The organism is Rhizobium indigoferae (genome assembly GCF_034554815.1).
GTDB lineage: Bacteria > Pseudomonadota > Alphaproteobacteria > Rhizobiales > Rhizobiaceae > Rhizobium > Rhizobium leguminosarum.
On the sequence record NZ_CP140637.1, the window covers coordinates 406,573 to 430,252 of the forward strand.

Annotated in this window: 21 protein-coding genes; 6 read left to right on the forward strand and 15 right to left on the reverse strand. The window is 59.6% G+C overall.

The window, feature by feature from the left end:
* Positions 1-50: 50 nt before the first annotated feature.
* The 3 genes from U5G49_RS28440 to U5G49_RS28450 form a co-directional block, all read right to left on the reverse strand.
* On the reverse strand, positions 51-1,196 hold the full coding sequence (locus U5G49_RS28440; RefSeq protein WP_020572891.1) for an ABC transporter ATP-binding protein: 1,146 nt from the start codon (positions 1,194-1,196) through the stop codon (positions 51-53).
* Between the two features lie 335 nt (positions 1,197-1,531).
* The gene (locus U5G49_RS28445; protein ID WP_193442964.1) at positions 1,532-2,473 is read right to left on the reverse strand and encodes a PfkB family carbohydrate kinase; all 942 of its coding nucleotides are present in this window, start codon (positions 2,471-2,473) and stop codon (positions 1,532-1,534) included.
* Positions 2,474-2,476: 3 nt separating this feature from the next.
* Complete coding sequence (locus tag U5G49_RS28450) at positions 2,477-3,277, reverse strand: beta/alpha barrel domain-containing protein (protein WP_018444870.1); 801 nt, start codon at positions 3,275-3,277, stop codon at positions 2,477-2,479.
* Between the two features lie 245 nt (positions 3,278-3,522).
* On the opposite strand from U5G49_RS28450, the gene U5G49_RS28455 reads away from it, so the two are divergent.
* Positions 3,523-4,284: a DeoR/GlpR family DNA-binding transcription regulator gene (locus tag U5G49_RS28455; protein WP_193442962.1), complete on the forward strand. Its 762-nt coding sequence runs from the start codon at positions 3,523-3,525 to the stop codon at positions 4,282-4,284.
* Positions 4,285-4,376: 92 nt separating this feature from the next.
* Here the strand turns inward: U5G49_RS28455 and U5G49_RS28460 are convergent, their stop codons facing one another.
* Positions 4,377-5,195: a sugar phosphate isomerase/epimerase family protein gene (locus U5G49_RS28460; RefSeq protein ID WP_193442959.1), complete on the reverse strand. Its 819-nt coding sequence runs from the start codon at positions 5,193-5,195 to the stop codon at positions 4,377-4,379.
* A 278-nt stretch (positions 5,196-5,473) separates the two neighbouring features.
* Between U5G49_RS28460 and U5G49_RS28465 the strand changes: the two genes are divergently transcribed.
* On the forward strand, positions 5,474-6,622 hold the full coding sequence (locus U5G49_RS28465) for a Gfo/Idh/MocA family protein (protein ID WP_193442957.1): 1,149 nt from the start codon (positions 5,474-5,476) through the stop codon (positions 6,620-6,622).
* Entirely contained in the window at positions 6,619-7,554 is a 936-nt protein-coding gene (locus U5G49_RS28470) for an alpha/beta hydrolase (protein WP_193442955.1), read from the forward strand. Before U5G49_RS28465 ends, U5G49_RS28470 begins: the two co-directional genes overlap by 4 nt.
* Positions 7,555-7,573: 19 nt before the next feature.
* Here the strand turns inward: U5G49_RS28470 and U5G49_RS28475 are convergent, their stop codons facing one another.
* Positions 7,574-8,608 carry a LacI family DNA-binding transcriptional regulator gene (locus U5G49_RS28475; protein WP_193442953.1) on the reverse strand — a complete coding sequence of 345 codons (1,035 nt, stop codon included), beginning with the start codon at positions 8,606-8,608 and terminating at the stop codon, positions 7,574-7,576.
* 574 nt (positions 8,609-9,182) lie between these two features.
* Here U5G49_RS28475 and U5G49_RS28480 point away from each other — a divergent pair.
* The 3 genes from U5G49_RS28480 to U5G49_RS28490 all read left to right on the forward strand — a co-directional run bounded on the left by U5G49_RS28480 (position 9,183) and on the right by U5G49_RS28490 (position 12,305).
* Positions 9,183-10,430: an ABC transporter substrate-binding protein gene (locus U5G49_RS28480; protein ID WP_193442950.1), complete on the forward strand. Its 1,248-nt coding sequence runs from the start codon at positions 9,183-9,185 to the stop codon at positions 10,428-10,430.
* Between the two features lie 85 nt (positions 10,431-10,515).
* On the forward strand, positions 10,516-11,454 hold the full coding sequence (locus U5G49_RS28485; RefSeq protein WP_193442948.1) for a carbohydrate ABC transporter permease: 939 nt from the start codon (positions 10,516-10,518) through the stop codon (positions 11,452-11,454).
* 5 nt (positions 11,455-11,459) lie between these two features.
* Positions 11,460-12,305 carry a carbohydrate ABC transporter permease gene (locus tag U5G49_RS28490; protein WP_193442946.1) on the forward strand — a complete coding sequence of 282 codons (846 nt, stop codon included), beginning with the start codon at positions 11,460-11,462 and terminating at the stop codon, positions 12,303-12,305.
* Positions 12,306-12,383: 78 nt separating this feature from the next.
* Here the strand turns inward: U5G49_RS28490 and U5G49_RS28495 are convergent, their stop codons facing one another.
* The 10 genes from U5G49_RS28495 to U5G49_RS28540 form a co-directional block, all read right to left on the reverse strand.
* The gene (locus U5G49_RS28495) at positions 12,384-13,337 is read right to left on the reverse strand and encodes a sugar kinase (protein WP_193443055.1); all 954 of its coding nucleotides are present in this window, start codon (positions 13,335-13,337) and stop codon (positions 12,384-12,386) included.
* 18 nt (positions 13,338-13,355) lie between these two features.
* Positions 13,356-14,171, reverse strand: coding sequence for a carbohydrate ABC transporter permease (locus U5G49_RS28500; RefSeq protein WP_003550140.1), 816 nt, complete (start codon positions 14,169-14,171; stop codon positions 13,356-13,358).
* The gene (locus U5G49_RS28505) at positions 14,171-15,109 is read right to left on the reverse strand and encodes a carbohydrate ABC transporter permease (RefSeq protein ID WP_193442944.1); all 939 of its coding nucleotides are present in this window, start codon (positions 15,107-15,109) and stop codon (positions 14,171-14,173) included. The genes U5G49_RS28500 and U5G49_RS28505 overlap by 1 nt, the downstream gene beginning before the upstream one ends.
* Positions 15,109-16,437 (reverse strand): ABC transporter substrate-binding protein, encoded by a 1,329-nt coding sequence (locus U5G49_RS28510; RefSeq protein WP_193442942.1) that lies wholly within the window; start codon positions 16,435-16,437, stop codon positions 15,109-15,111. Before U5G49_RS28510 ends, U5G49_RS28505 begins: the two co-directional genes overlap by 1 nt.
* 55 nt (positions 16,438-16,492) lie before the next feature.
* The gene (locus U5G49_RS28515) at positions 16,493-17,170 is read right to left on the reverse strand and encodes a GntR family transcriptional regulator (RefSeq protein WP_193442940.1); all 678 of its coding nucleotides are present in this window, start codon (positions 17,168-17,170) and stop codon (positions 16,493-16,495) included.
* Between the two features lie 7 nt (positions 17,171-17,177).
* Positions 17,178-18,062, reverse strand: coding sequence for a dihydrodipicolinate synthase family protein (locus U5G49_RS28520; RefSeq protein ID WP_193442938.1), 885 nt, complete (start codon positions 18,060-18,062; stop codon positions 17,178-17,180).
* Positions 18,063-18,174: 112 nt separating this feature from the next.
* Entirely contained in the window at positions 18,175-19,479 is a 1,305-nt protein-coding gene (gene repC / locus U5G49_RS28525) for a plasmid replication protein RepC (protein WP_193442936.1), read from the reverse strand.
* Between the two features lie 154 nt (positions 19,480-19,633).
* Positions 19,634-20,635: a plasmid partitioning protein RepB gene (repB, locus tag U5G49_RS28530; RefSeq protein WP_193442934.1), complete on the reverse strand. Its 1,002-nt coding sequence runs from the start codon at positions 20,633-20,635 to the stop codon at positions 19,634-19,636.
* Positions 20,636-20,639: 4 nt separating this feature from the next.
* Positions 20,640-21,833, reverse strand: a complete 1,194-nt coding sequence (gene repA / locus U5G49_RS28535; RefSeq protein WP_105008296.1) for a plasmid partitioning protein RepA — start codon at positions 21,831-21,833, stop codon at positions 20,640-20,642.
* A gap of 272 nt (positions 21,834-22,105) precedes the next feature.
* The gene (locus U5G49_RS28540; RefSeq protein WP_193442932.1) at positions 22,106-23,419 is read right to left on the reverse strand and encodes a hypothetical protein; all 1,314 of its coding nucleotides are present in this window, start codon (positions 23,417-23,419) and stop codon (positions 22,106-22,108) included.
* Positions 23,420-23,680 lie beyond the last annotated feature (261 nt).

Sequence of the window (23,680 nt, forward strand, 5' to 3'; positions counted from 1 at the left end):
CGTCTTCTGGCCGGGCCGCCACCAGCGCCGCCCGCTGCTCCCTCGTCAATTCAGAGCGCCATATGCGTTTGAGGATGGAAAAAGTGCAGTTTCGCCGGGTCGATCGCCACATTGATCGATTGGCCTGTCTCGACCGCACTGACAGCCTCGAACCGCGCAACGGCGTTGGCGGCCCCGCTCAAGTCCTCGACAGCATCGGGGTCGCCTGAGTCGATCCGGACCGCGTCGATCTTCAAATGCACGATCAACTCGGAGCCTAGCTCCTCGATCGACTTCACGACAACCGGGATCGTCGGATGGGAGGCACCCGACGGCAACCGGCTGTCGTAGAGGTCCTCGGGCCTGACCCCAAAGATCAGGGCCTTTCCCTCGAAGGCGGAAAGACCGGGAGCGCGTTCGAAGGCGCCGTCGGACAACGGAATGGAGAAGCCCGGCAGATGGATCCGCCCGCCCTCCAGACGCCCTTCGAAAAGGTTCATCGACGGCGAACCGATGAAGCCGGCGACAAACGCATTGACCGGGCGGTGATACAGAGCCTTGGGCGTATCCACTTGCTGAAGCACGCCGCCCTTCAGCACCGCGACCCGATCGCCCATGGTCAGCGCTTCGGTCTGGTCGTGCGTCACGTAGATCGTCGTCACGCCAAGCTGTCTCTGCAGGCTGGCGATCTCCGCCCGCATCTGAACACGCAGCTTCGCATCAAGGTTCGAGAGCGGTTCGTCCATGAGGAATGCCGCGGGCTCACGGACCATGGCGCGGCCCATCGCAACACGCTGGCGCTGGCCGCCGGAAAGCTGTGCGGGCTTGTTGCCCAGCAAGGATTCCAGCTGCAGGATCTTGGCGATCTCATGCACGCGTTTGGTGCGTTCGGCCTTGTTCTTTCCGGCCAGCTTCATCGAAAAGGCGATGTTGTCGAACACGGTCATGTGCGGATAAAGCGCATAGCTTTGAAAGACCATGGCAATGTCCCGGTCCTTGGGCGCGAGATCCACGACGTCCTGACCGCCGATGCTCAATGTTCCGCTGCTGATTTCCTCGAGCCCGGCAATCATGCGCAGAGCGGTCGATTTTCCGCATCCGGACGGCCCGACCAGAATCAGAAACTCCCCATCATGGATTGTCAGGCTCAGATCCTTGATCGCATGGTAGCTGTTTCCATAGGTCTTGCAGATTTTGTCGAGTACAACCACAGCCACGTCTCGTCCTCCCGTACCAGTCCGGATCACATCTTGAACGGCGCTCCCCGCCGTCTCCGATCCTTTTGACAAGAAAGCTCAGGCCTGAGCGTCAAAGTCAACAAAAGAATCGAGGGGAATTCATCACAATCTATCGGAAACAAATCGTATCTAGTTGAAAAATATCATCATTCCATATGAAACGAATATTCATTTGCGGAATTATATTTTTTATCGCGCGTAACTTTTATGGCCAACGCCATGACTGTCAATAGATCTCGCAAGGCGCTTCAATTGCAGATCAGCGACGCACCGCTCGGTCGGTCGACCAGTGTCGACACCGGTCACACCTGCGCTCACTTTTGGCATCCCGACATCGGGAGCGGCGCAGGTGCATTCTCCGCCGCCATCCATGCCAGACACGTCCGGTGATCCGGCAGGCCTCGGCGCCCTCCCCGTGCGGTCACGGAAATGGCGGCCGCCGCCGTGGCATAGGCAGCGCAATCAAGCGGGCGCTTACCCCTAGCGAGGGCAAGGGCGTAGGCACCGTGAAAGCAATCACCGGCGCCGGTCGTATCGACCGCCTGAACCTGATAGGCCGGCACATGCCACCTGACGGTATCGCCCTTCTGGCGGAGATAGGTTCCTCGTTCGCCATCAGTAAGGACAACCGCGGACCGATCCCCGGACCAGAGCTTCTCCAGGATCATCGTGGGATCACCTTCGCCGGTGTATTCCTGCGCAAAGGCGAGCGGCAGCACCAGATGATCGGCAAAAGCCAGGATCCGGTCGGTCGCGGCACCGACCGTCCATTCGATGTCGGCAATCACGGCCAGACCCAGGGCGCGTGCGCGCGCCACGACACTTTCCGCGTGCGTGGCATAGCCATCGATCAGCAGGACCGGGGCCTGCATCAGAACATCGTCGGGCAGCGCATCCGACGTGCCGTGCAGCACATCGTCGTCATAAGCGATGAACCGGTCGCCGTCGGGACCGACCGTGATCACGGAGCGGATCGGCGCGGCATCAGCGTGGCGGGGAGCCAGCGATATGTCGACGCCGTTACGCTCGAGTTCGCTACCCGCCACATCGGCCATTGGCTCATCGCCGAGCCAGCCTATGAAGCCGGCCCGCCCACCAAGCCGGGCGACGGCAACCAGGGCCGTCGCCACGTTGCCGCCATGGTCCGTGGCACGCTTAATCACTTTTCCCTTGCCGGCCGTCAGCCCCCGATCGACATAGATGATGTCATCGATTGCCAGGGCGCCGAAGCCCAGAACCTGGAAAGGGCGCGACACGTCTCAAGCACCGGCCGCCGCCAGCGCATCCTCCGGCGCCATCCCGTTATGAATGACGAACTTGAAGGCGCGCGCGGCCATGGTCGTATCGCCGTGGCCCCAAAGGTTGCGACCGACGACCGCGCCTTTGGCTCCAGCGCGCAATGCCTCCGAGGTCTGGACGAGCGCTCCGAGCAGCGTTTCGGTCTTGGGGCCGCCGGCGATCACGACCGGAATCGGGCAGGTCGCAACGGTCTCGCGGAAGGATTCGAAATCGCCGGTATAGCCGACCTTGATCACGTCGACTCCGGCCTCGAATCCGATGCGCACCGCATAGGCAATCTCATCCGGGGTGAACACGATCTTGCCGCCGTCGGAGAAATCACGGGGATAGACATGGGCAACGACCGGCATCTCGAAGCGGGCGGCGGCGTTGACCGTATCGGTGAGCCAGCGGATATATTCTCCTTCGGTGGCGCCGCGCACGGGAATGGCGACAGCCAGAGCGTCCGCACCATAGCGCACCGCGTCTTCCGGGGTCGCAATGAGCTGGCGAATGCGGTCGTCAGCGGTGAAGCAACCACCCTGAATGACGAGCGCTGCCTTCCCGGCATATTCCGACCAGAGGTGGCGCGCCGCGCCGGGCTGGATGCTGATGTAGTCGGGTCCCCCCGCCATGACGCGTCTGAGCGCACCCGGCAGGTCGGCAAGCCCGCCCTCACGCACATTGCCATAACCGACAAAATGATCGACGGCGCCTCCGAACAGATGACCCGATGGGTTCGAGAACAGGCGTGCGAGGCGGACTTTGGTTCCGAGACCCATGGCGATACTTCCTTCGTGATTGCCGGCTTTGCGATTGCTGGCGCCGATGCTGAAGAAACCCTAACTCGAAAACAAACAAATATTCAATATTTCGATTTCTTTCGTTTTTACATGGATGATGAATTTTTGACGTGCATTTTCGTCATCATGCGGCTATTTTTGCAGCAAGAGCCGGAGGATAAGGCGGCGAACTTTCGTTTTTCAAAAGTCATATGGTCGCAAAAGGCGACAGGTCGGGATCACAAATGCTTGCAGAGCAGAGGCGGCAGCAGATCATGCTGGAACTTCAACGGGTCGGTCAGGCACGCACCCGCCAGCTCGCGGAATTCTTCGAGGTCTCGGAAGTGACGATCCGCTCCGACCTCGAAATCATGGACGCGAAGAAGCAACTGATCAAAACACATGGCGGGGCAATCGCCCTGCCGTCCGACTCGCCAGCGGCGGCCTTTGAGGAACGCATGCAGCGCAATTTCGATGCGAAGCGACGCATCGCCCAGATGGCTGCGCGGCAGATCATCGACAATCAGTCAATCGTCTTCGACAGCGGTTCGACGCTGATGCAAGTGGCCATGCAGATGCCCCCGGTCAACAACGTCGTGGTTGCGACGACGGCGATGAACATCGCGCAGCATCTGATGTACCGTCCAGGGCTCGACGTGCACATGATCGGCGGCCGCGTATTTCCCAGCACCGTGAGCACGATTGTGTCGGACTCCGACAAGGCGGTCGGCGGCCTCGTCGCCCACCAGGCCTTTGTCAGCGCCCACGCGATCGATCAGGCCCTCGACGTCGTCGATGTCTCCGAGGATATTGCGCGAACCAAGCGCAACCTGGTTCGCATGGCCCGGCGTGTCGTCCTCGTGGCGGATTCGAGCAAATTTGACATCGGCGCCTCCTCCAAAGCCTTCTCGCTATCGCGCGTCGACCTGATCATCACGGACAGCAACATGCCGCACAGCATTCGCCACCGGCTGGACAAGCTGGGCGTGGAGGTTCGCTACGCGTGACCTGCAGTCCACCTCTCCAATTTACAAGAGAGACAGGAGAGGCTTTGGCGTCGACGGATGGCTTTGGCCGACGCCATGGAATACGAGAAGGGCTAAAATCCCAGACGTCGAAGGGTCTCGCGGTTCGCGCGAACGGCCGCGGCAGGATCGGTTCCGGCATGGTCCGATTCTTCCTCGACCACGATCCAGCCGATAAAGTTCGGCGCATCCCGAACGGCCGAAATCACGGCAGGCACGTCGCAGACGCCTTCCCCCAGCATCGCCCAGGTCCCGCCGGCGTCAACATCCTTCAGATGCACGTAGCGGATCCGGTCCCGGTGGGCCGCCAGCGTATCGCCGATCTGCTGGCCGCCACGCAGGATATGGCCGGTATCCGGCACCCAACCCACGCCTGGATCCAAGAGAGCAAAGAGGCGATTATAGTCGTTGCGGGTGAAGAGGAGCGTGTTGTGGTGCGAGGAAGGATGGACCGCAACGGCGACGCCAGCCGACTGTCCGATCTCGCTCGCACGATTATAGCACTCGGCCGCAATGGCGAATTTCTCATCGAGTGGACCATCCGAGACGACCGTCGCCGATCCCATCGATACCATCGCACCGGGAAAGTTCGCCGCGAAATCGACCCATCGCCGCGCCGTGTCGAGATCGGAGGCAATCTTTTCCGCCATGGTGAAGCCGCTGGCGGAGCCGAAGGCAAAGGAAACCAGCGCCAAGCCGGCATCCGTCAGTGTGCGGGCAAAGTCGGCAGGCTTGGACGCGTAGTGACCGATCATCGTGTCGGTGATTTCGATACCGGCATATCCGCCATCGGCAATGGCGCGCACCAGATCGTCCGGACCGCCGCTCCAGCCGGTACCCAGCATCTCCCAGGTGAATGTTTGGCAGCCGATCTGCAGCTCAGCATTTTTCATATCTCGGTCCTGACCTATTCGTTGATGACAGCCGGTACCGAAGCCGGCGGCTTCCCTGCGCGAGCAATCCTCGTGGCTTCGCCGGCCTTGCCAACCCCTCCGCCTGGAGAGGCGGTCGAAGACCGGGACGGCGGGCTCTTCAGCGGGGATTGCGACGCCAGCGTCTTGCCATTACCTACGGTCAAATGTTACCGTGCGTCAATATATTTTATTCCTTGCGATTAAAATGTAACGCACCTCAACGCTTCGCACCGCAACGGCAAAATCAGGTTTCTTCGATGACACAGACCAATGGTATGAAACTCAGGATAGGCGTTGTGGGATGCGGCAATATTTCGCTCGCCTATATGCGCAACGCGCCGCTGTTCCGCGACGTCGAAATCATCGCCTGTGCAGACCTCAACGCGGACGCCGCCAAGCGCCGCGCGGGGGAATTCGATTTGCGGGCGGCTGACGTCGATAGCCTTATTGACGACAAGAACATCGACCTGATCCTCAATCTGACAATCCCGGCTGCGCATTTTGACGTTTCGATGCGGGCGCTGTCGGCAGGCAAGCATGTCTTCACGGAGAAGCCGCTCGGCGTCACGGCCGCGGAAGGACGCCGGCTGGTGGATGCCGCCGCCGGCAAGGGCCTCATGCTCGGCTCGGCGCCAGACACGTTCCTGGGAGCGGCCGGACGCCATGCCCGGCGGCAGATGGAAGGCGGCGCTATCGGCAAGCTGGTGACCGGAACAGCCTTCATGATGGGGCGCGGCATGGAGCACTGGCATCCGGATCCCAGCTTCTACTACCAGGCCGGCGCCGGCCCGGTCATGGATATGGGACCCTACTATCTCACGATGATGGTCAATCTGATGGGGCCGATCCGCCGTGTGCAGGCCGTCGCCACAAGCGGGCAGGAAGAGCGGCTCATCACCGCCGAGGGGCCGAAACGGGGCACCACATTCAGGGTGGGCACGCCGACAAGCGTGCTTTCGCTGCTTGAATTCGATTGCGGCGCCACGGTCACCTTCGGCAGCTCCTGGGACGTCTTCCGCCACTCCAACCACCCCATCGAGCTCCACGGTACCGAAGGCTCGCTGCGCCTGCCCGACCCCGACAATTTCGGCGGCTCCGTCGGTCTCTCCAGCCGTGGCGCTCCCTGGCAGGAAACGGATACATCAGGCGAACTCTTCGGTGCCGTCAACTGGCCGATCGCAGCGCCGGATCGTGCCAACTACCGCATGCTTGGCCTTGCCGATCTCGCGCGCGCAATCATCGGAGGCCGTGCGCCACGCGCTTCGGGCGATCTCGCCCTGCATGTGCTCGAAGTCATGGAAGCGATCCTGCGTGCAGGTGAAACCGGTATCGCGCAGACTATTTCGGGTATCGTCGCACAGCCAAAAGAATTGCGGGAAGACGAAGCAAGGAGCTTGCTGGCATGACGCAACTGGACGAATCCGCCAAACGCGCCCTTGCGTGGCCGGGCGATCCGGAAACGCCGGTGGAAAGTTGCACCCCGGCGCAGGCGCGGCTGCAGTATCGGGACAGTTTTGCAGACATCCAGTGGCCACTCGAGGACGTGGCCGAGATGTTGGAAAGCCATGTGGGCGCCATCAGGTTGAAGATATGGCGCGGCCGGGCCGCGCCACGCCAGGGGGCACCGGCCTTGCTTTATCTCCATGGCGGCGGCTTTGTGATCGGCGCGCCCGAAACCCATGAGGATATCTGCCGGACGCTTGCCAATATGGCAGGCGCCGTCGTGGTTTCACCCGACTATCGCCTGGCCCCGGAACACCCATTTCCGGCCGCGATCGATGATTGCGCCGCAACACTCGTCTGGATGACGGATCAAGCTGATGCCCTCGGCATCGATCCCTTGCGGATTATCGTCGCCGGCGATAGCGCCGGCGGCAATCTGGCCGCCGTCGTCGCCCTCCTGGCGCGGGACGGACAGGTGCCGGCTGTCATCGGACAGGTGTTAATCTATCCAGTGACCGACCAGTTGCAGGCAAGCGACAGCTACTTGCGTTATGCGGAGGGTTTCGGTCTGACGGCCGCGGCGATGAAATGGTTCCGAGACCACTATCTGCCGGAAGCCGCGAGCGGGCCGGATTGGCGCGCCTCGCCGCTCAGAGCAGCGTCGCTGGCGGGGGTGGCGCCGGCCTTCGTGATCCTTGCCGGATACGACGTACTATTTGACGAAGGGGCCGCCTATGCCGAGCGGCTGAGCTTGGAAGCGCAGGCCACAAGCCGGACCTGGCCCGGACAGATCCATGGCTTCGTATCGAAGAGACGGGCCATTCCGGAGGGGCAAGAGGCCCTCGAAGCCATTGCAATGGCATGGCGCGCCATGGACCCTGCGCTTGCCCGTTGAAGCGGGAACCCGCCCGGTCTCAAGCCGAGTCGCGCATAACAAGCGTCGCCTCGAGGATCACCCTGTTGGTCACAGGGGTCGTCCCATCATCCTCACTCTCGATGTGCGCCAGCAAAAGCTCCACGGATTTCGCCGCGATCTCGGGCGCGTTCTGGGCCATGGTCGTCAGCGACGGACAGGTATATCGGCTTAGCGGGTGATCGTCGTGCCCGGCGATGCGTACGTCACAAGCGTCGTTCCGGCCGATTTTCAGTCCCGAAGCGAATGCGGCTGCCATCGCGCCGAAAGCGAAGCGGTCGTTGGCGCATAGCAGCGTTTTGCCGGGAAGACCGCCATTCGCAAGAATTCTCTGCATCTGCTCGTATCCGAGACGCTCGAATTCCCAGGAAGGTGGTGCGTCGCAATCAATGACGAGCGGGGAATGCCCTTCCCTCGCCATGGTCGCGCGGTAGCTCGCCTGCCGCTCGCCGGCATTTTCTGTCAAATGCGGAATTTCCAGGAATATCGGTGGCTCACCGGATCGGCAGAGATATTGCACAATGGCTGCCATGCTTTGCGCGTTGTCGTTGCCGACATAAGGAAGGTCAGCGCTGGCAGGGTTGTCGAAGCAGACGACGGGGATTGCGTCGCTTAGTCTTTCCAGCGCAGAACGGCGAGAACCGGCCCCGAGCGGCGCCACGATCGCACCTGCAACCTTTAGCGAAAGCAGGGTCCGCACGGCCTCCGCCTCCAGCTCTGGCCGTGTGTGCGAAGAGATCTGGACGGGCCAGAAACCCTTTTCGCGCAACTCCAGCTCGATCAGCGACACCACCTGCACATAAAAGGGATCCGACATGGTCGGGACCAGAATCCCGATATTCCTGGTCCGCTTGCGATTGAGATGCCGCGCAAAAAGGTTCGGCTCGAAATTCGACTTCTTGAGAGCCGCCTCAATACGCTTGCGGGTGACCTCCTTGATCTGCGAGGGATCATCGAAATATTTCGACAATGTCGGACGCGATACGCCGGCGGCGCTCGCGAAGTCATCCATCGATTTATAGCTTTTCTTGGCCATTCAATTCCTTATTGGCGGGACGACAACTGGTCAGGAATGATTTCGCACTCAACGGCAGATCCACTGACGCGCCAAATCACGCATTCGGCAATTTGTACAGGGTGATCTTCGTTTTCCGGAATCGTCGAAAATCAACACCTTAGCCGGTGTGATCCGTCATTTTTGGTGCGGGCCATCCCTTCCCTTTCGAAAATCGAAATATTCCCTTCATCTGCGACTTGCGCAGTCTGCGCCGCGTGGTTGCAAAGGCGCTTGTTTCAGCGCCTAAATTCGAAAATTTACAGTGAAGACTGCCGGGCGCCACTCTTTTCACTTTGTTGGGTAAACTTTCATTTGTTTACGAAAGTAAAGAAAAAATGCGTCACAAGCAACACAAATGCTGCAGAAAAATGCTGACGATGTCAATCAATTTTATTATTTTCTATCAATGATTTAACTCAACCGACTTCGTGAATGCCGGCCTCCCATCCTTTCCCGATCACAGTTCTTCATTGACAGATGGGGGCTTCAGGGAACCTACTTTGCCTACGATCTTGAGGAGGATCGATTAACTGACAATCTTTGGGAGGCACAGATGAATATCAGAAAATTCGGCGTGACCATGCGGGCTGCCGTAGCGGTATGGGCGCTCTGCGCCACATCCGCGTTTGCCGACACCACCATCGAATTCATTCAATGGTGGGAACCCGAAATGCCGTCCGGCGCCTTGCGCGTCATTATGAACGATTTCGAAGCCAAAAATCCCGGCATCAAGGTGACGCTGGTCAGCGGTCCCTATGCCACGACGCGTGACCAGATCGTCGTCGGCGCCGCCTCGGGAACGCTGAGCGACGTGGTGGGGCTGGATGGTGCCTGGGTAAACGGGCTCGCCAAGCAGGGCGCAATCGCCTCGATGGACGAATTGATGGAGAAGGCCAAGTACGACAAGAGCCAGATCACCGATATCGTCAAGGTCGATGGCAAGAGCGTGATGTTCCCGCTCGCATCCTTCGTCTATCCCGTCTTCGTGAACCTCGATATCGCCAAGGCATCCGGCGTCGACAAGCTGCCGACGACCCGCACGGAATTTGCAGACGCCGCGAAGAAGATGACCGACGCCGCGAAGAACCAGTATGGCTGGGTTCTGCCGCTCTCGCTGCAGTCCCCGAGCGGAATCCAGAACGACGTGATGTCCTGGGTCTGGGCCTCCGGCGCCTCGATGCTAAAGGACGGCAAGCCTGACCTCGAAAATGACGCTGTCGTCGGCACGCTCGACTATATCGCTTCCCTCAACAAGGAAGGCGTTATTTCTCCCGGCATTTTCGCCAAGAAGGAACAGGACAAGGTCGAGGAATTCGTCAACGGCCGCGTCGGCATGATGGTGGATTCCCTCGCCCATGTGACCCTCATCCGCGAGCGCAATCCGAAGCTCAATTTCGGCATATCAGCCTTGCCGGCCACTGACGGCTACACCGGCAAGCGCGGCATGCCCTATGCGTCCTGGGGCATCGGCATCAGCGAAGGCAGCCAGCACAAGGAAGAGGCCTGGAAGCTCGTCGAGTATCTGATGAGCCCTGACGTCAATGGCCGTCTGGTCTCGATTGCCAACGCCTTCCCCGGCAACGTCCATGCCAAGCCGGATTTCGTGGCCTCGGACCCGATCTTCGCGGAAGCTTTCAAAATCTTCCAGAGCGGTTATCCTGCCAACGAATTCGTCGGCCTTCCGGTCGCCGAAGAGCTGATGCGCGACATGAACGTCGAAGTTCAGAAGATGTTCGACGGGGGGCAGTCAGCCAAGGACGCGGCTGCCAATACCCAGAAGGCGTGGCTCGCAAAGTTCTAAGCACGTCGCTTTCACGGATCACCGGCAGCGCACCCTGGCGCTGCCGGTGCAGTCGTCAAATCTCGGCAGAACGGAAAGTCACATCATGAATCATTCGGCTACAGCTCTGGTCGCTGCGCACGCTAAAGCGCGAAGAAAAGGGTGGCTTCGCTACAGCACCTTGAGGAAGCTGGTGCCGTATTTCTACGTTTCGCCGGCGACCCTCCTGCTTGTTCTGCTGATGCTATTCCCGATGGTGATGGTCTTCAAATATTCATTGATGGACGGCGCCATCATGAAGAAGGACTCGGCATTCGCAGGCGTCCAGAATTATATGACCATCTTCGAGAATCCGGTCTTCTGGCAGTCGGTGGTGCAGACGCTTTATTTCACGATCATGAGCGTCGTCTTCCACTTCATCATCGGCCTGGCCTTCGCGCTGCTGTTGAACACCAACCGCGTCGATCCGCTCATTCGCAGCATCCTGCGTGTGCTCTTCATCCTGCCCTGGCTGTTCACGGCCGTCATCATCGCCATCATCTGGCGCCTGCTGCTCGACCCGAACGGCGTCGTCAACAGCGTGCTTATGGCGCTCCATATCATCAACTTCAAGGTCGAGTGGTTTTCGTCCACGCGCACCGCCATCCACGCTTTGACCTTCGCAAATATCTGGGCGGGTTATCCGCTCTACATGGTCAGCCTGCTCGCCGGCCTCCAGGGCATTTCGAAGGAGCTTTACGAGGCAGCCGGTATCGACGGCGCCAACGAACTCGAAAAATTCTGGTACATCACCATTCCGCAGTTGATGCCGATCATCATCAGCATCGCGCTTCTCGACTTCATCTGGACGATGCAGGTTTTTCCACTCGTTTGGATGACGACGGGCGGCGGGCCGATCTATTCGACGGAAGTGCTCTCCACCTTCACCTACAAGCTCGCCTTCTCCCAGTACGAATTCTCGTTGGCTTCGGCGAGCGCGATGATCATCCTCATCATCTCGATGAGCGTCACCTACTTCTACATCAAACACCAGCAGCGCAGGTGATCGCAATGGCAAAGCGTTCCTTCAAGAGCTCGGTATTCCCGACCATCCTGACCTATCTCGGCCTGACGATCGGCCTGGTCTTTTCGGCCTTTCCGATCGTGTGGATGTTTTTCAGTTCGCTGAAATCGAATACCGAAATCTTCGCCCTTCCGCCGCGACTTTTTCCGCACGATTTTACGGTGGCCGCCTATCTGACGATCTTCAACGATCCAGTGAAAGTGCGGTTCTTCATCAACAGCTACTTCGTTGCCGGCGTCGTTACGTGCCTGACCCTCGTCGTCGCTATCGTGACCGCCTACGGCTTCAGCCGCTATCAGTTCCGGTTCAAGAACACCTTGAACATCTTCATCATCAGCACCCAGACCGTTCCGCCGATCACCCTTCTCATCCCCTATTTCGGAATGGTGGTCGCCTTCAGGATCTTCGATACCTATCTGGCGCTGATCCTGACCTACATGGTCTTCACACTGCCTTATGCCATCCTGCTGATGACAGGCTATCTCAACACCTTGCCGAAAGAGCTGGACGAGGCCGTCCTTGTCGACGGCGGCTCGAGTTGGACGGCGCTCTGGCGCGTCATCGTTCCGGTCTCGATCCCGGGGATCGTCGCCACGGCGGTCTACACATTTCTGCTGGCCTGGAACGAATTCCTCTTCGCGCTGACGCTGACGAAATCGATGGATCTTAGAACCGTTCCGATCGGCATCCAGCTTCTGATGGGCCAGCACGCCTTCGAATGGAACGAGATGATGGCGATGAGCGTGCTCGGTTCGCTTCCCCTTCTGGTCCTTTACCTGGTTGCTCAGCGCTACTTCCTGGCAGGCATGACCGCCGGCTCGGTCAAAAGCTGATGGAGCGCTGATGCTAAACTGGCTTTGAAAACGCATACTGCAGGCAGATCACTTCTCCGCTCTGCCTGCCCGCCAAGACTACCGCCCAGCGCCCCAATCCCGCAGGGCATCGTGGACCTCGGCTCTGGTGGGCGCACCGATACGTCCACCGAATACTTGGCATTTGAGTGCTGCCGCCATGGATGACAACCGCATCGTCTCTTCGAGCGGCAAGCCTTCCGCCATAGCCAGCGCAAAAGCGCCATGGAAGATATCGCCGGCCGCGAGCGTGTCGACCGTCCTCACCTTCGGAGCGGCAAGATGGACAATTTCGCCGGTTCGGTCGTCGAACCAGAAGCAGCCATTTTCGCCAGCCGTGACGCTGATGAAGGCATGCTCGAACTTTCGCTTCAGAACGCCGACGACCTTCAACAGCTCCGCTGTTCCGGCAAGCCGTTCGGCGGCTGGCTGCGAGAACACGATATGGCTGGCGGCTGGTGCCAGCATCTCGATCACGCCATCGCCTGCAACGTCGCCATCGAGAATGGCCGGCTTGCCCGCTTCTCTCGCTGCCAACAGCGTCCGCAGTGCAAGCTTCGGCCACCGGACGTCGACCAGCACCGCATCGAAAACAGAAACATCCTGTTTTGTGACCGGCTTAACCGTCTCGTGCAGGCCGGCATCGTAGAAAGGCACGATCAAGCGCTCGCCCTGATCATCGACAAGGATCGTCGAGACGGCCGAGCGGGCGCCTGCCACACGCACCATGCCGCTCGTGTCTATGCCGCTGTCGCTGAGGTCGGCAATGATGCGTTCGCCGATGGCGTCACCGCCGACCGCACCCCAGAGGCTGGCATGGCCGCCCAGCCGGGCGACCGCAAAGGCGGCGCTCGATGCCATGCCCTCGGCAATCTGCAGCATATCGTAAGGTAGAATTTTGCCCTGACCGGTCGGTAACGAGCGCACGCGAAACAACGTGTCCATAACCGCCGCGCCGACACACAAAACGCGGCGCGCCTGACCGGGAGGCGGGTCGAAGGCAGAAGTCGTCAAAACCGTTGTCTCACCCACTCACTTGACGGCTCCGGCCGTCAGGCCCGCCACGATCTGCCGTTGCGCAAACACCGTCAATATCAGCACGGGCAAGGTGACAATCAAGGCCGCCGCCGCCAGCGGACCCCAACTGACCTGCTCGAACGAGAGCATGTTGTAGACCGCGACCGGAAGCGTGCGTGTCTCGCGACTGGCGAGCACGATGCCGAAGACGAAGTTGTTCCACGAGAAGATGACTGACAGGATGAAGGCGACCACGATGCCCGGCCTTGCGATCGGCAAGGCGACCAGCCGGAATACCTGCCAGGGTGTTGCCCCGTCGATGCTTGCAGCCTCTTCCAGCTCCATCGGCGTCGTCTCGAAATAACCGATCATGATCCACACGACGATCGGTACGGTGACCACGAGATGGATAATGATCTGTGGCATGAGCGTACCGAGCAGGTTCAGCCACTGGAACAGCAGGAAGAGCGGGATCAGGAAAGAAAGGCCGGGCGTCATGCGCGCGATCATGATGACCATGGCGGACTTCTCCGCCTTCAGCCGCGCGATGCCATATCCGGCGGGCACACCGATCAACAGCGCCAGAAGCGTGGCCGCACCCGTCACCAGCACCGAATTCCAGAGATAGAGGAAGAAGTTGTTCTCTTCGAAGACCTTCAGATAGTTCGACCAGGCCAAGCGCTCCGGGATGAAGATCGGCGGATAGGCGCCGTTGTCGATCTCATATTTCAGCGACAGCGAGATCATCCAGAGGAAGAACAGGACGACCGGCGAGATCATCACCAAAGCAACAAACAGCAGTCCGATGCGATCGAGTGTCTTGCGCTTCATCAGCGTGCCTCCCCGTCGGACCAGTTCACGCGCTGCCGGAGCATCATAAGGACGAAGGAGAGCAGGACGATGAGGATGAAGAAGACAACCGCCATGGCCGAGCCATAGCCGATGTCGTAGTAGGCGAAAGCGGTGTTGTAGAGATAGATGTTGATCGTCTCCGACGCCGTGCCGGGGCCGCCTTGGGTCATGGCATAGATGATGTCGAAACTCTTCACCGCATCGATGCTGCGGATAATCACGGCAATCATCAGGAACGGCGCGATCATCGGCAGCGTCAGATAGCGGAATTTCTGCCAGACATTGGCTCCGTCGATTTCAGCACTTTCATAGGGCTCGCGCGGAACCGCCGCCAGACCGCCGAGCACGATCAGCATGATAAGCGGTGTCCACTGCCAGGTCTCGACCAGCACCAGCGACGGGATGACGCTGCTCTGATTATAGATCCACTCCTGCGGGCCGATGCCGATGAAGGAGAGGAGATAGTTGAGGACGCCGAGCTGCGGATGGAACATCATCGTCCAGACGAGTGCGATGGCGACCGGTGTCGCCATCATCGGCATCACGAATATGCCGCGTATAAGACCGCGCAGTGGAAATTGAGCATCGAAGATCAACGCCGCGAGCGTCCCCAGAAAAAGGGGAACCACCACCGAGAGCGTCGTATAGAGCACCGTATGCCACAGCGACTCCCAAAAGCGCATGTCGGTGGCGAGGCGCGCGTAATTGTCCAGCCCCGCAAAGACCTGGGATTGACCGAGCGTCCAGCTGTTGACGCTCATCCACACGGTAAACACCCACGGGAAGACGATGACCGCGGCTATGACAATGAGCGCCGGGATGACGAAGGGCCAGTAGTTGGGAGCAAACCGATCCGGTTTGCTCCTTCCTTTCGACGTCTTTGCCACTGGGGCCGTTTCGATGCTTGTCGAGACCATTATCCCTCGCTTTTCGCCAGGACGGGTTCGAACTGTGCCGTCGCTGCCTTCAGTTCGGTTTCGGGATCGGCGCCGCCGATCATGTTGGTAAGACCGACACCATAAACGTCGCGGAACTCGGTAACCGGAATGATGACCGGCAGCGCGAGCCGCGAGATCTTGCCGGAACCGACGACGGCATCAAGCCATGCGCCCGGCATCTTGACGCCTTCACGGACTCTCGCATCCTCGAGGACAGACTGGCGGAAAGGAACGCCGGCGCCGGCCTGCAGCAGACGTGCGCCCATTTCATGCGAAATCGCCCATTGGCAGAAGAGGTACCCGGCTTCTTTTTTCTGGCTTGCCGCGACGACGCCAAGCCCGTCGCCGAAGGTGCCCGCGGCCTGTGCCTTCGGACCTTTCGGCATGATGCCGTAACCGACCTGGCCGACGACGCGTGACTTTTCCGGATTCTCGATCGGCGGCGCAAAACCGACGCCGTCCAGCCACATCCCGATCTTGCCCTGCAGGAAGGCCGACTGCGCCTCGGCCCAGTTGAAGCCGGAGACGCCGGGAGGGGCGGTCTTGGTCATCAGCCTTTGGTAAAGCTTGGCCGCATCGATCGCTTCTTGCGATGTTGTGCGCAGCTTGCCATCAGGGCCGAGCGGGCTCGAACCATAACCGAGCAGCAGCGACGTCCAGACCGGCGTATTGGCGTTCTTCAGGCCGCGGGCGACGAAACCGTAGGTGTTGGTGGAAGGATCGGTGAGCGCCTCCGCAGCACTGGCGAGTTCTTCGAACGTCATCGGGTAGGCAAGCCCCTTCTTCTCGAACAGCGCCTTGTTCCAATAGATGATCCAGTAATCGACCGAGAATGGAAGCGAACGCAGAACGCCGTCCGGATCTTTGGCAAAAGTCAGGCCGGCTTCGGCGAAGTCGCTTTCAACCAGAGACGGGTCGGTCAGAGAGGGGTCCTTGAGAAAACCGCTGATATCGGCAAGCCAGCCGCCCTTTTCGAACTGCCGCTTCTGGACATGATAGCTCATGTGCACGACGTCGAAGCTCGGCTTGCCGGAGCTCAGCTCGATGGTCGTCTTCTGGCGCTGCTGTTGTTCGGGCGTCGCCTCGGCATTGACCTTGATGCCGGTGAGCTCCTCGAATTCAGGCAGGTACTTCAGAAGTATTTCGCTGCGAGGGCTCTTGACCAGGTTGACTTCGAGCGTCGTGCCGGCAAAGCGCTTCCAATCGACCGCAGCCGATGCCAGCCGCACGCCGAGCATGCTGCTGGCCCCAAAAGCGGCAGTTCCCGCCAGAAAGCCGCGTCTCGTCGGATTCAAAAACGATGACATGTGATTCCTCCTCCTTTTGCCGGCGATCTCCTCACCCCCGGCTGTTTATTTCCGATTATATCCTGAGCGCACGATCTCTTGCATGATTGATGTGTGCGACAAGGCTGTTGACGGCGTCCTCCGCCGATCGTCGTTCGATTGCCTCGAGCACCTTGAGGTGCTCGCCCATGACAGGTCCGACGTGACCATCGATGCGAAAACGATCCTGACTGATCAGGCGCATCTTGATCGAGTTCACCCGGTAGGCGTTCGAGATGATGGTATTTCCTAAAGCATCGATAAAGGCGTCGTGCATGCCCCAATCGACAGCTTGCGCGTGCACTTCCAATTCGTGCGATCCATCGCCGTTTCGAATGGCATCGGCAATATCCCGATGCTGTTTCAAAAGCTTGGCGATCGTCTCGTCAGACGCAGAGCGGGTGAAAAGCGCAACTGCTTCCTTCTCCAGGAAGACGCGCAGCTGAAACGCCTCGCGAATGAGGTTAAGGTCGATATGAGCGATCTGCAAACCCCGCTGGGGCACTGTCTTGATCAGCCCTTCGGCTTCGAGCCTCGGGATAAGTTCGCGGATGGCGCCAAGCGTCAGCCCCGTCAGCTCGACGAGGCGTCGCTGCGAAACGAACTGGCCGGGGCGCACATCACGCGCAAGAAGGTGGCGTGTGAAGCTTTCATACGCCTTTTCCCGCAGTGTCGGCTGCTCGTCGGTTCCCTCCATCGCCTCTCCCAGAAACATGTCCGCCCTATGCCGCTTTCGAGCGGAAAAGTGTATCGAAGGCACGAAAGAGTTGCGCCTGCCCTTCTGCGGATATTGAGACGAGTGGCGGACGAACCGCAAGCCAGATTTCATCCGACGTCACGTGAGTGACCATGGTTTTCACGGCCGCAGTCACCGGAAATTTCAGCAGTTCCTCCACGAAACCCTCGATGCGGGAATCATCTATGCCTTCCTCCGCCATCAGCTTGACCTCGCGTGGCACGAAATTCGCCATGCCGGAGATCGCACCCTGGCCGCCAAGCCGCACGCCCTTCGCCAGGTGACGTTCGTCCCCCACCAGGATGACGAGATCGCCATGCGCCTTCAATAGTGCTTCCGTGAAAGGCCAGTCGCCGGAGGAATCCTTGACGCCGATAACGATGTTGGGAAAGGCGGTCCGCAGCCGACCGATCAACGATACGGTCAGCGGAACCATGGTGAGCGAGGGAATGTTGTAGACGATAATGTCTCGCGCCTTGTCGCCGAGGATGGCGAATACAGCCGAAAACCACTGGAAGACGCCGTCATCACTCACGTTCTTGAAGTAGGAAGGGGGAGCAAGAAGGATATTTCGGGCGCCTTTGGAAAGCGCGTGACTTGCCAGCATCGCGGCATCCTCGGCCGCGTCGACCAGCACGCCGACGATGATTTGCTTTGCTGCTATCCCGCTATCAAGCATCGAAGCGAGGACACGTTCACGTTCCTGCGTTCCGATGGAAGAGCCTTCACCCGTCGTCCCGAACAGCGTAACGCTCGAGCATCCGGCCGCGAGGCTGCGCCGCGCCTGCTCGATCATGGCCTCGATCGCGAGATCGCCATTGCTGTCGAACGGTGTCGCAAGCGCGACCGAGAGCCCGAATTTCTGTGTCAACTATGCTTCCTCCCAATTACCGCGTCAGACGTAGCAGACTAACATGTTAGCTGTAAAGAGGTGATTACATGCCCCTCGTTACGCGATTGTCGCGGCCGTAGCTTCCTTACGATCAACTGGCATGCCTTGCTGCCGGTCCGTTCGCCCGAACGAGCGCCATCAGCATCGGTCCGATCGCAAACTCGCCCCTTTCGGTCCTTCGGGTCAGATCCCTGAGGTAACCGCCGGGCGAGTTAATGTGCCCTCCCCTTTCCAGGATGCAGGCGATCACGGTTGCGGCGTTTTCCGGCCCCATACCGGAGCAGGCTTCCTCATAGGCCGAGGGACTGACGCCGAGCATCGAGCGCACAACGACGGCGGCCGACATCAGGTCTCGCCAGTTACCGATGGTTCCGCCGGGCCCGTAGTCGAGAATACTGGGGCAGGCCTGGAGGACGAGGCCGAGCGGGAAGGATTTCAGGCTTGGCCCGGCCCCTGGATCGACCGCGCCTCCCGCCCTGTTGCTCATCCCGCCGGACCGCTTCGGCTGTTTCAATCTTCGCTCGTCCGGCGGCCCGGCGTTCGGTTCATCATCGGCTGCTGCCCTTTCGCCCTGCTTCGTTTCGAAGCTCGGTTCAATTTCATAATTGGAGTTGGGATTTGAATTCTGTTTGTGATGCTCAATTTGAGACTCATTGGCGTCTAGTTTTTTCATTTTTATCCATCTTTCCAGCATGTTGACGATCTCGGTACGCAGCAGCCCCATCTCGTCAAGCAACGGTGCCAGTTCTTCTGCGGTCGCCACGCGCGGAATCCGGCCAAGAAGCGTTCGAAACATCACCGAAATGCCTTCCCAATCACCGGAAACCCCTTCTTCGATAGCCGTCGCGATCAGCTTGGAGACATCGCGCCGGCACACCGTCAGGCGTTCCCTGGTCACCCGTAACAGTTCCCGGTCGGCAACCGCCTGGGCGGCCAGGCTTTCGATCTCGACAGCACGCGCCAGAAGCGGCGCAACGCTGAAGCCGAAGGCCTCGCCGATGGCCCCTGCCCTGTCGCGGCGCGCATAGCGCTTTCCGTTCGGACTGTCCTTGCGCAGGATCAGGCCGGCGTCGACCAGGACGGCAAGATGCCGCCTGAGGGTGGCTGCCGTCATGCCGCGAGCACGCAGCGACAGCTGCGCATTCGACGGGAAGACAATCAGGCCCTTCTCCTCGGAAATCTCGTCGTCTGGGTAGAAGGTCAAAAGCGCATCGAGCACCGTCAGCGCTCGATCGGTCACGCCGAGCGCCGGCCGCGCCTCACAGATCGCCCTGAACAGCTTCCACTTGCTGCGCTTCATTCCCGGCTCGATGGTCTCGGCCAATTGCTGACTTGCCAGCATGCCAAGCGACATCGGCCGCCGCCCAAAGGGCGTCGTCACATATCCACTCTCCATTTGCCTTCACCTTCGTTCAGGCAAAAGAAAACCATCCACCAATTTGGTGCCTAAGACGCTTGACTGTGATTCGTGGAAATGCGATTCTCGATGTGCTTAAGATCTGAGAAGGGCTTCCACGACGGCGTCGTTGGGGGCCTTTTTCTTTTGCGCTCTACGCTCCTCTGTCCTTGTTGAACTCCTGGAACAGGCCTTTCAGCCGTTCCTGGACGAATTGATCGAAACCGGGTGCCGTCTTGCCGTCGAAGACGAAGGTCGCACCGGATACTGTCTTCTTGATCATGACAGGCACGCCAGTAACCTGGGTTTTGGCCACCGCCGGCTTCGGCGCAGCCGTCTTCTTCGTTGCCAGAACGAGTGCCCGCTGAAACCGCTCGTCACTCGAAATTTTGCGCGCGTCGTCCGCGGACAACTCCGCGATGATCTTCTCGACGTCAGCTTTCTCAAGCCGCTCGCCCAATTCCAACCATCGCCGGCGGCCGATATCAGGTGCTGCACCTATGGCGTTGACGAGCCTGAGGGGGACCTGTCGTATGACGATCAGCATTCTCGACAGCGCCGCCTTGTCCACGCCGAGAGCGGCCATAATGACATCGCGGCCAAAGCTGCGTTCCTCGAGCCGCGATGCAAAGAGCGCGCGCTCGATGTAGGAGAGATTGGTTCGAGCGCTGTTTTCCTGTCCCTGGCTGACGACCAGCTGACCGTCGGTAAGATCGCGAACGACCGCGCGCACCCTGATGCCGATTTCTCGGGCAGCAGCCAGGCGACGATGGCCATAGGCGACTTGGTAGCGTCCCCTGGTTTCGGGATGTGGGCGGACTAGGATCGGAACCTGCTGCCCGTGCTCACGGATTTGCTCGACGAGCTGTGCGAGTTCGGCCGCATCGATCGCCAATCGGTCGCTGACGAAGGAAGCGTCGATCAGGCCGGGATCGAGCTCGATGATGGTCTGGCCGGTGGCAAGCTGCCTTTCCAGTTCACTCGCCCGCTCCATTTTCTCGGTAATGTTGCCGAGCGTTTTCGTAATGCCGCCGACAGGCGCAGCGCTGCGCTCCTGCGGCACGAATCCGGCGATCGGACGATTGTCGCGTGGTGCGACCGCGTCCATCCTTTCCGGGTTCGGAGCGGAAATTTCGATGAGGTTCTTGCGCGCCATCTATCTATTTCCTTCCCCAGGTCGAGCGAATATGCGCTTCGATCTCGCCATTCACGAGGTTGAGGGATTCCAGTGCCCGATCGTAGGTTCCGCGTGTGAACTGCGACCGCTCGACCTCGTAGAGAGTCTGCTTGGTGACGCCAGCATCGGCGACCGCCGTCGATTTCACCATGGCATTGTGCAGCATTCGATTGCCGAAGATCGCCCGCATGAAGCCGGTCATCTGGCTTTGCGGTCCGTCGTTCGGCTCGAACCGGGTCACGAGATAGCGCATCCAGTCATAGCTGGTACGCCCGCCGGCCTTTTCGACGACCGACATCAGCTCACTCGTCATCGTCAGAAACTGCGACATCGACATGACATCCAGCATCTGCGGGTGGACCGTGATCAAGACCGAGGTTGCCGCGCAGAGCGCCGACATCGTGAGGAAACCCAGCTGTGGCGGGCAGTCGATGACGACGACGTCATAAAGGCTTTCGATCTCCGTCAGGACCTCGCCGATGCGGGCAAAGAACATCGTCTCCGCCGTCCCCGACGCCATCGCCTTCGGCGTCTCGTGCTCGAATTCCATCAGCTCGAGATTGCCCGGAATGAGATGGAGATTGGGCGTGTAGGTGGCGCGCACGATGTCGGCGATGGGGCGCGGATCATCATATCGGATCGCACCGTAGATCGTTTCGCCCTCTCCGACGTCGAACTCCGGCTGATGACCGAACAAGGCGGACAAGGAGGCCTGCGGATCGAGGTCGACGGCGAGCACGCGGTAGCCTCGCAGCGCCATGAACTGCGCAAGATGGGCCGCAGTGGTGGTCTTGCCCGAGCCACCCTTGAAATTCATGACGGAGATGATCTGGAGCTTCTCACCCGGCCTGCGCGCCGGCACATATTTCGGCGTTCCGTTTCGCTCGTCGAGGACCCGGCGAATGCGATCCATATCCGTTGCGCTATAGAGCCGCCGTCCGTTTGCGAGCGGATCGGGCCCATGGCCGTCGGCCGCCACCTGGCGGAGATAACCTTCGCCGATGCCGATGAAAGCCGCAGCTTCCGCCGGCGAAAATGTTCTGATGGTTTTCTGCGAGAGCGGGGGGAAGATTTTTGCCTGATGCTGCTGAAGTTGATAGGATAACTCCTTCGCATCTGTTGCCAGAAGCGATGGGAGGTGCTCTTGATCGTCTTGAAGAGCAAGACTCGGCTGCATGATCTTTTCCCCAAGTAACTGCGCAATTTTGAACGAAAGCGCTTCAGCTGCGCAGTTACTATATGCCTCGATTCGTTACCAATTTACAAATGCTTAACCAAACCTCCCGTTTCAGCCGATCGAGACGGATGGCGACATGACACAGATTTCAAGTGATTCGCGCATTGCCGACGGCTCGAAGTGACCGATACCCACGGTGGCTTTCCATCCGACGGGGAGGTCAATGCGTCGCCATATAAATCCAATTTATCAATAGCTTGGGCGCTGTCTGGTTATTTCCCATCGTCCTTCAGGTAATTGCTGCCGTTGATCACCAGAAGCCCATCGGAGCCTTTGTCTGGCTCGAATATGCTCATGGTTTCCGTCTTGCCGCTCGCGTCGGTCAGATCGAGGCGATAGCCGGAAAGCTTGTAGCGTCCGCTCGCTTTCGGCTGTTTGCCTGACGTGGTAACGCCCGATTGCGATCCGCCGATTTCGTTCGTCATCGAGGCGCCGGACCAGCCTGTGCGTTCGAAAGTACCGTTTCGATGAAGCGTCAGCGTATGGCTGGAGGCCACCGATCCCGATGAGGTCGCGGTCATGCCGCTCGAGGCGAAGGTGGATACCCATTCGCCGTCGAGCGTCGTGCCCTCCTTAAAGGGCGGCACGACGCGATAGTCTGCGTCGGCAATCACCAGGTCCTCACCTTTTTTCGAGAATGTCTTCGTCTCGATCTCGATCGTCCCGTAGGCAGAGGTGACACTACGCATTTCGATCGATCCGGCGGAGGAGAAAAAACCACCGCCGGTAAGCTTGTAGAGGCCGCAATCGGTCGGGGTCTCCTTGCAATGTTCGGTGATGCTTCGGCCGCCCTTCGGCAGTTCCGTGCTGAACAGCCCCTGCGGGTCGAACATGGTGATCGTGCTGTCCGAATAAAAATCCATGCCGCCAAAGACATTCGGCCGGACACCGGTATCGAGATGGGTGAAGACGCCGTCCAGCCCGCCGTCAGCGCTCGTCGCCACGAGGTCGAAATCTTTGTCTGAAGAATCAAGCTTCACCGAACGCACGAGGGTCGCGAAATCGGCCTCGGCGCCACTGCTTCTGTCACCGTTCACATTCAGCAGCACGAGCTGCAGATAGACCTGCTGCTTGTCGCCGGCGATGCCGACGACGATCTGGCTGATGCTCACGTTCTTCTGATGGACGCAGCAGCGTTCTTCAACGCGAATATCGTGGCCGTTCACCGTGACCCCGTAATGCTTGATCAGGATATCTTCCTTCGCCATGTCGGGCAGCGTCGCGACGAAGGTCTTCATGCCGGCCTGCAGGGAACTGCGTGCTGCCGTGAGCGGCTTGGTGATCTGGATCAGAGCGCTGCCGCGCTTGTCGTCCTCCGTCTCCGGAAAATCCTTCTGCAGCATGAAGAGATTGCCCTTGCCCGCCTTCCTCCAACCGGAGGCAGGGTCGGGCAGAGTCATAATCAGGCCGTCGATATCGGCGGGCGCCGCAAATGCCTGGTGGCAGGAGAAGACGCCGAAAAGCACGAGAACGAAACCCAAGGCTGATTTGACCCGGCCGATCCGATCGATATGCCCGTTGCCCATGCGCCCCTGCCCTTGCGTTTCGACTACCGCCGACGGATTTGGAGCCGGGTGCGGCCATTTCAACCCCGACCTTTCATGAAGGTTTCTTGAGGTCTGATCGCAAAGCTGAGAGTAGGCGGTGCGAAACTTTCGCCTGTCGATTTCTCATGAAACCATCCCGATGCCGCTTTGCAAGCAACGAGAACGCGGTCGAGTTCAATAAGCGCGCCAGGATCTTGACGATCATCCTGTTCGGCTCCGATGCCCAGGATAGATGGGCCG

Excerpts from the sequence above, each read along its gene's own strand:
- U5G49_RS28515 (WP_193442940.1), bottom strand. The coding sequence starts at position 17,170 with ATGTTTCTGGGAGAGGCGATGGAGGGAACCGACGAGCAGCCGACACTG.
- U5G49_RS28485 (WP_193442948.1), top strand. The coding sequence starts at position 10,516 with ATGAATCATTCGGCTACAGCTCTGGTCGCTGCGCACGCTAAAGCGCGA.
- U5G49_RS28465 (WP_193442957.1), top strand. The coding sequence starts at position 5,474 with ATGACACAGACCAATGGTATGAAACTCAGGATAGGCGTTGTGGGATGC.
- U5G49_RS28470 (WP_193442955.1), top strand. The coding sequence starts at position 6,619 with ATGACGCAACTGGACGAATCCGCCAAACGCGCCCTTGCGTGGCCGGGC.
- U5G49_RS28500 (WP_003550140.1), bottom strand. The coding sequence starts at position 14,171 with ATGAAGCGCAAGACACTCGATCGCATCGGACTGCTGTTTGTTGCTTTG.
- U5G49_RS28450 (WP_018444870.1), bottom strand. The coding sequence starts at position 3,277 with ATGGGTCTCGGAACCAAAGTCCGCCTCGCACGCCTGTTCTCGAACCCA.
- U5G49_RS28510 (WP_193442942.1), bottom strand. The coding sequence starts at position 16,437 with ATGTCATCGTTTTTGAATCCGACGAGACGCGGCTTTCTGGCGGGAACT.
- repA (WP_105008296.1), bottom strand. The coding sequence starts at position 21,833 with ATGCAGCCGAGTCTTGCTCTTCAAGACGATCAAGAGCACCTCCCATCG.
- U5G49_RS28505 (WP_193442944.1), bottom strand. The coding sequence starts at position 15,109 with ATGGTCTCGACAAGCATCGAAACGGCCCCAGTGGCAAAGACGTCGAAA.
- U5G49_RS28475 (WP_193442953.1), bottom strand. The coding sequence starts at position 8,608 with ATGGCCAAGAAAAGCTATAAATCGATGGATGACTTCGCGAGCGCCGCC.
- repB (WP_193442934.1), bottom strand. The coding sequence starts at position 20,635 with ATGGCGCGCAAGAACCTCATCGAAATTTCCGCTCCGAACCCGGAAAGG.
- repC (WP_193442936.1), bottom strand. The coding sequence starts at position 19,479 with ATGGAGAGTGGATATGTGACGACGCCCTTTGGGCGGCGGCCGATGTCG.
- U5G49_RS28460 (WP_193442959.1), bottom strand. The coding sequence starts at position 5,195 with ATGAAAAATGCTGAGCTGCAGATCGGCTGCCAAACATTCACCTGGGAG.
- U5G49_RS28540 (WP_193442932.1), bottom strand. The coding sequence starts at position 23,419 with ATGGGCAACGGGCATATCGATCGGATCGGCCGGGTCAAATCAGCCTTG.
- U5G49_RS28455 (WP_193442962.1), top strand. The coding sequence starts at position 3,523 with ATGCTTGCAGAGCAGAGGCGGCAGCAGATCATGCTGGAACTTCAACGG.
- U5G49_RS28480 (WP_193442950.1), top strand. The coding sequence starts at position 9,183 with ATGAATATCAGAAAATTCGGCGTGACCATGCGGGCTGCCGTAGCGGTA.
- U5G49_RS28490 (WP_193442946.1), top strand. The coding sequence starts at position 11,460 with ATGGCAAAGCGTTCCTTCAAGAGCTCGGTATTCCCGACCATCCTGACC.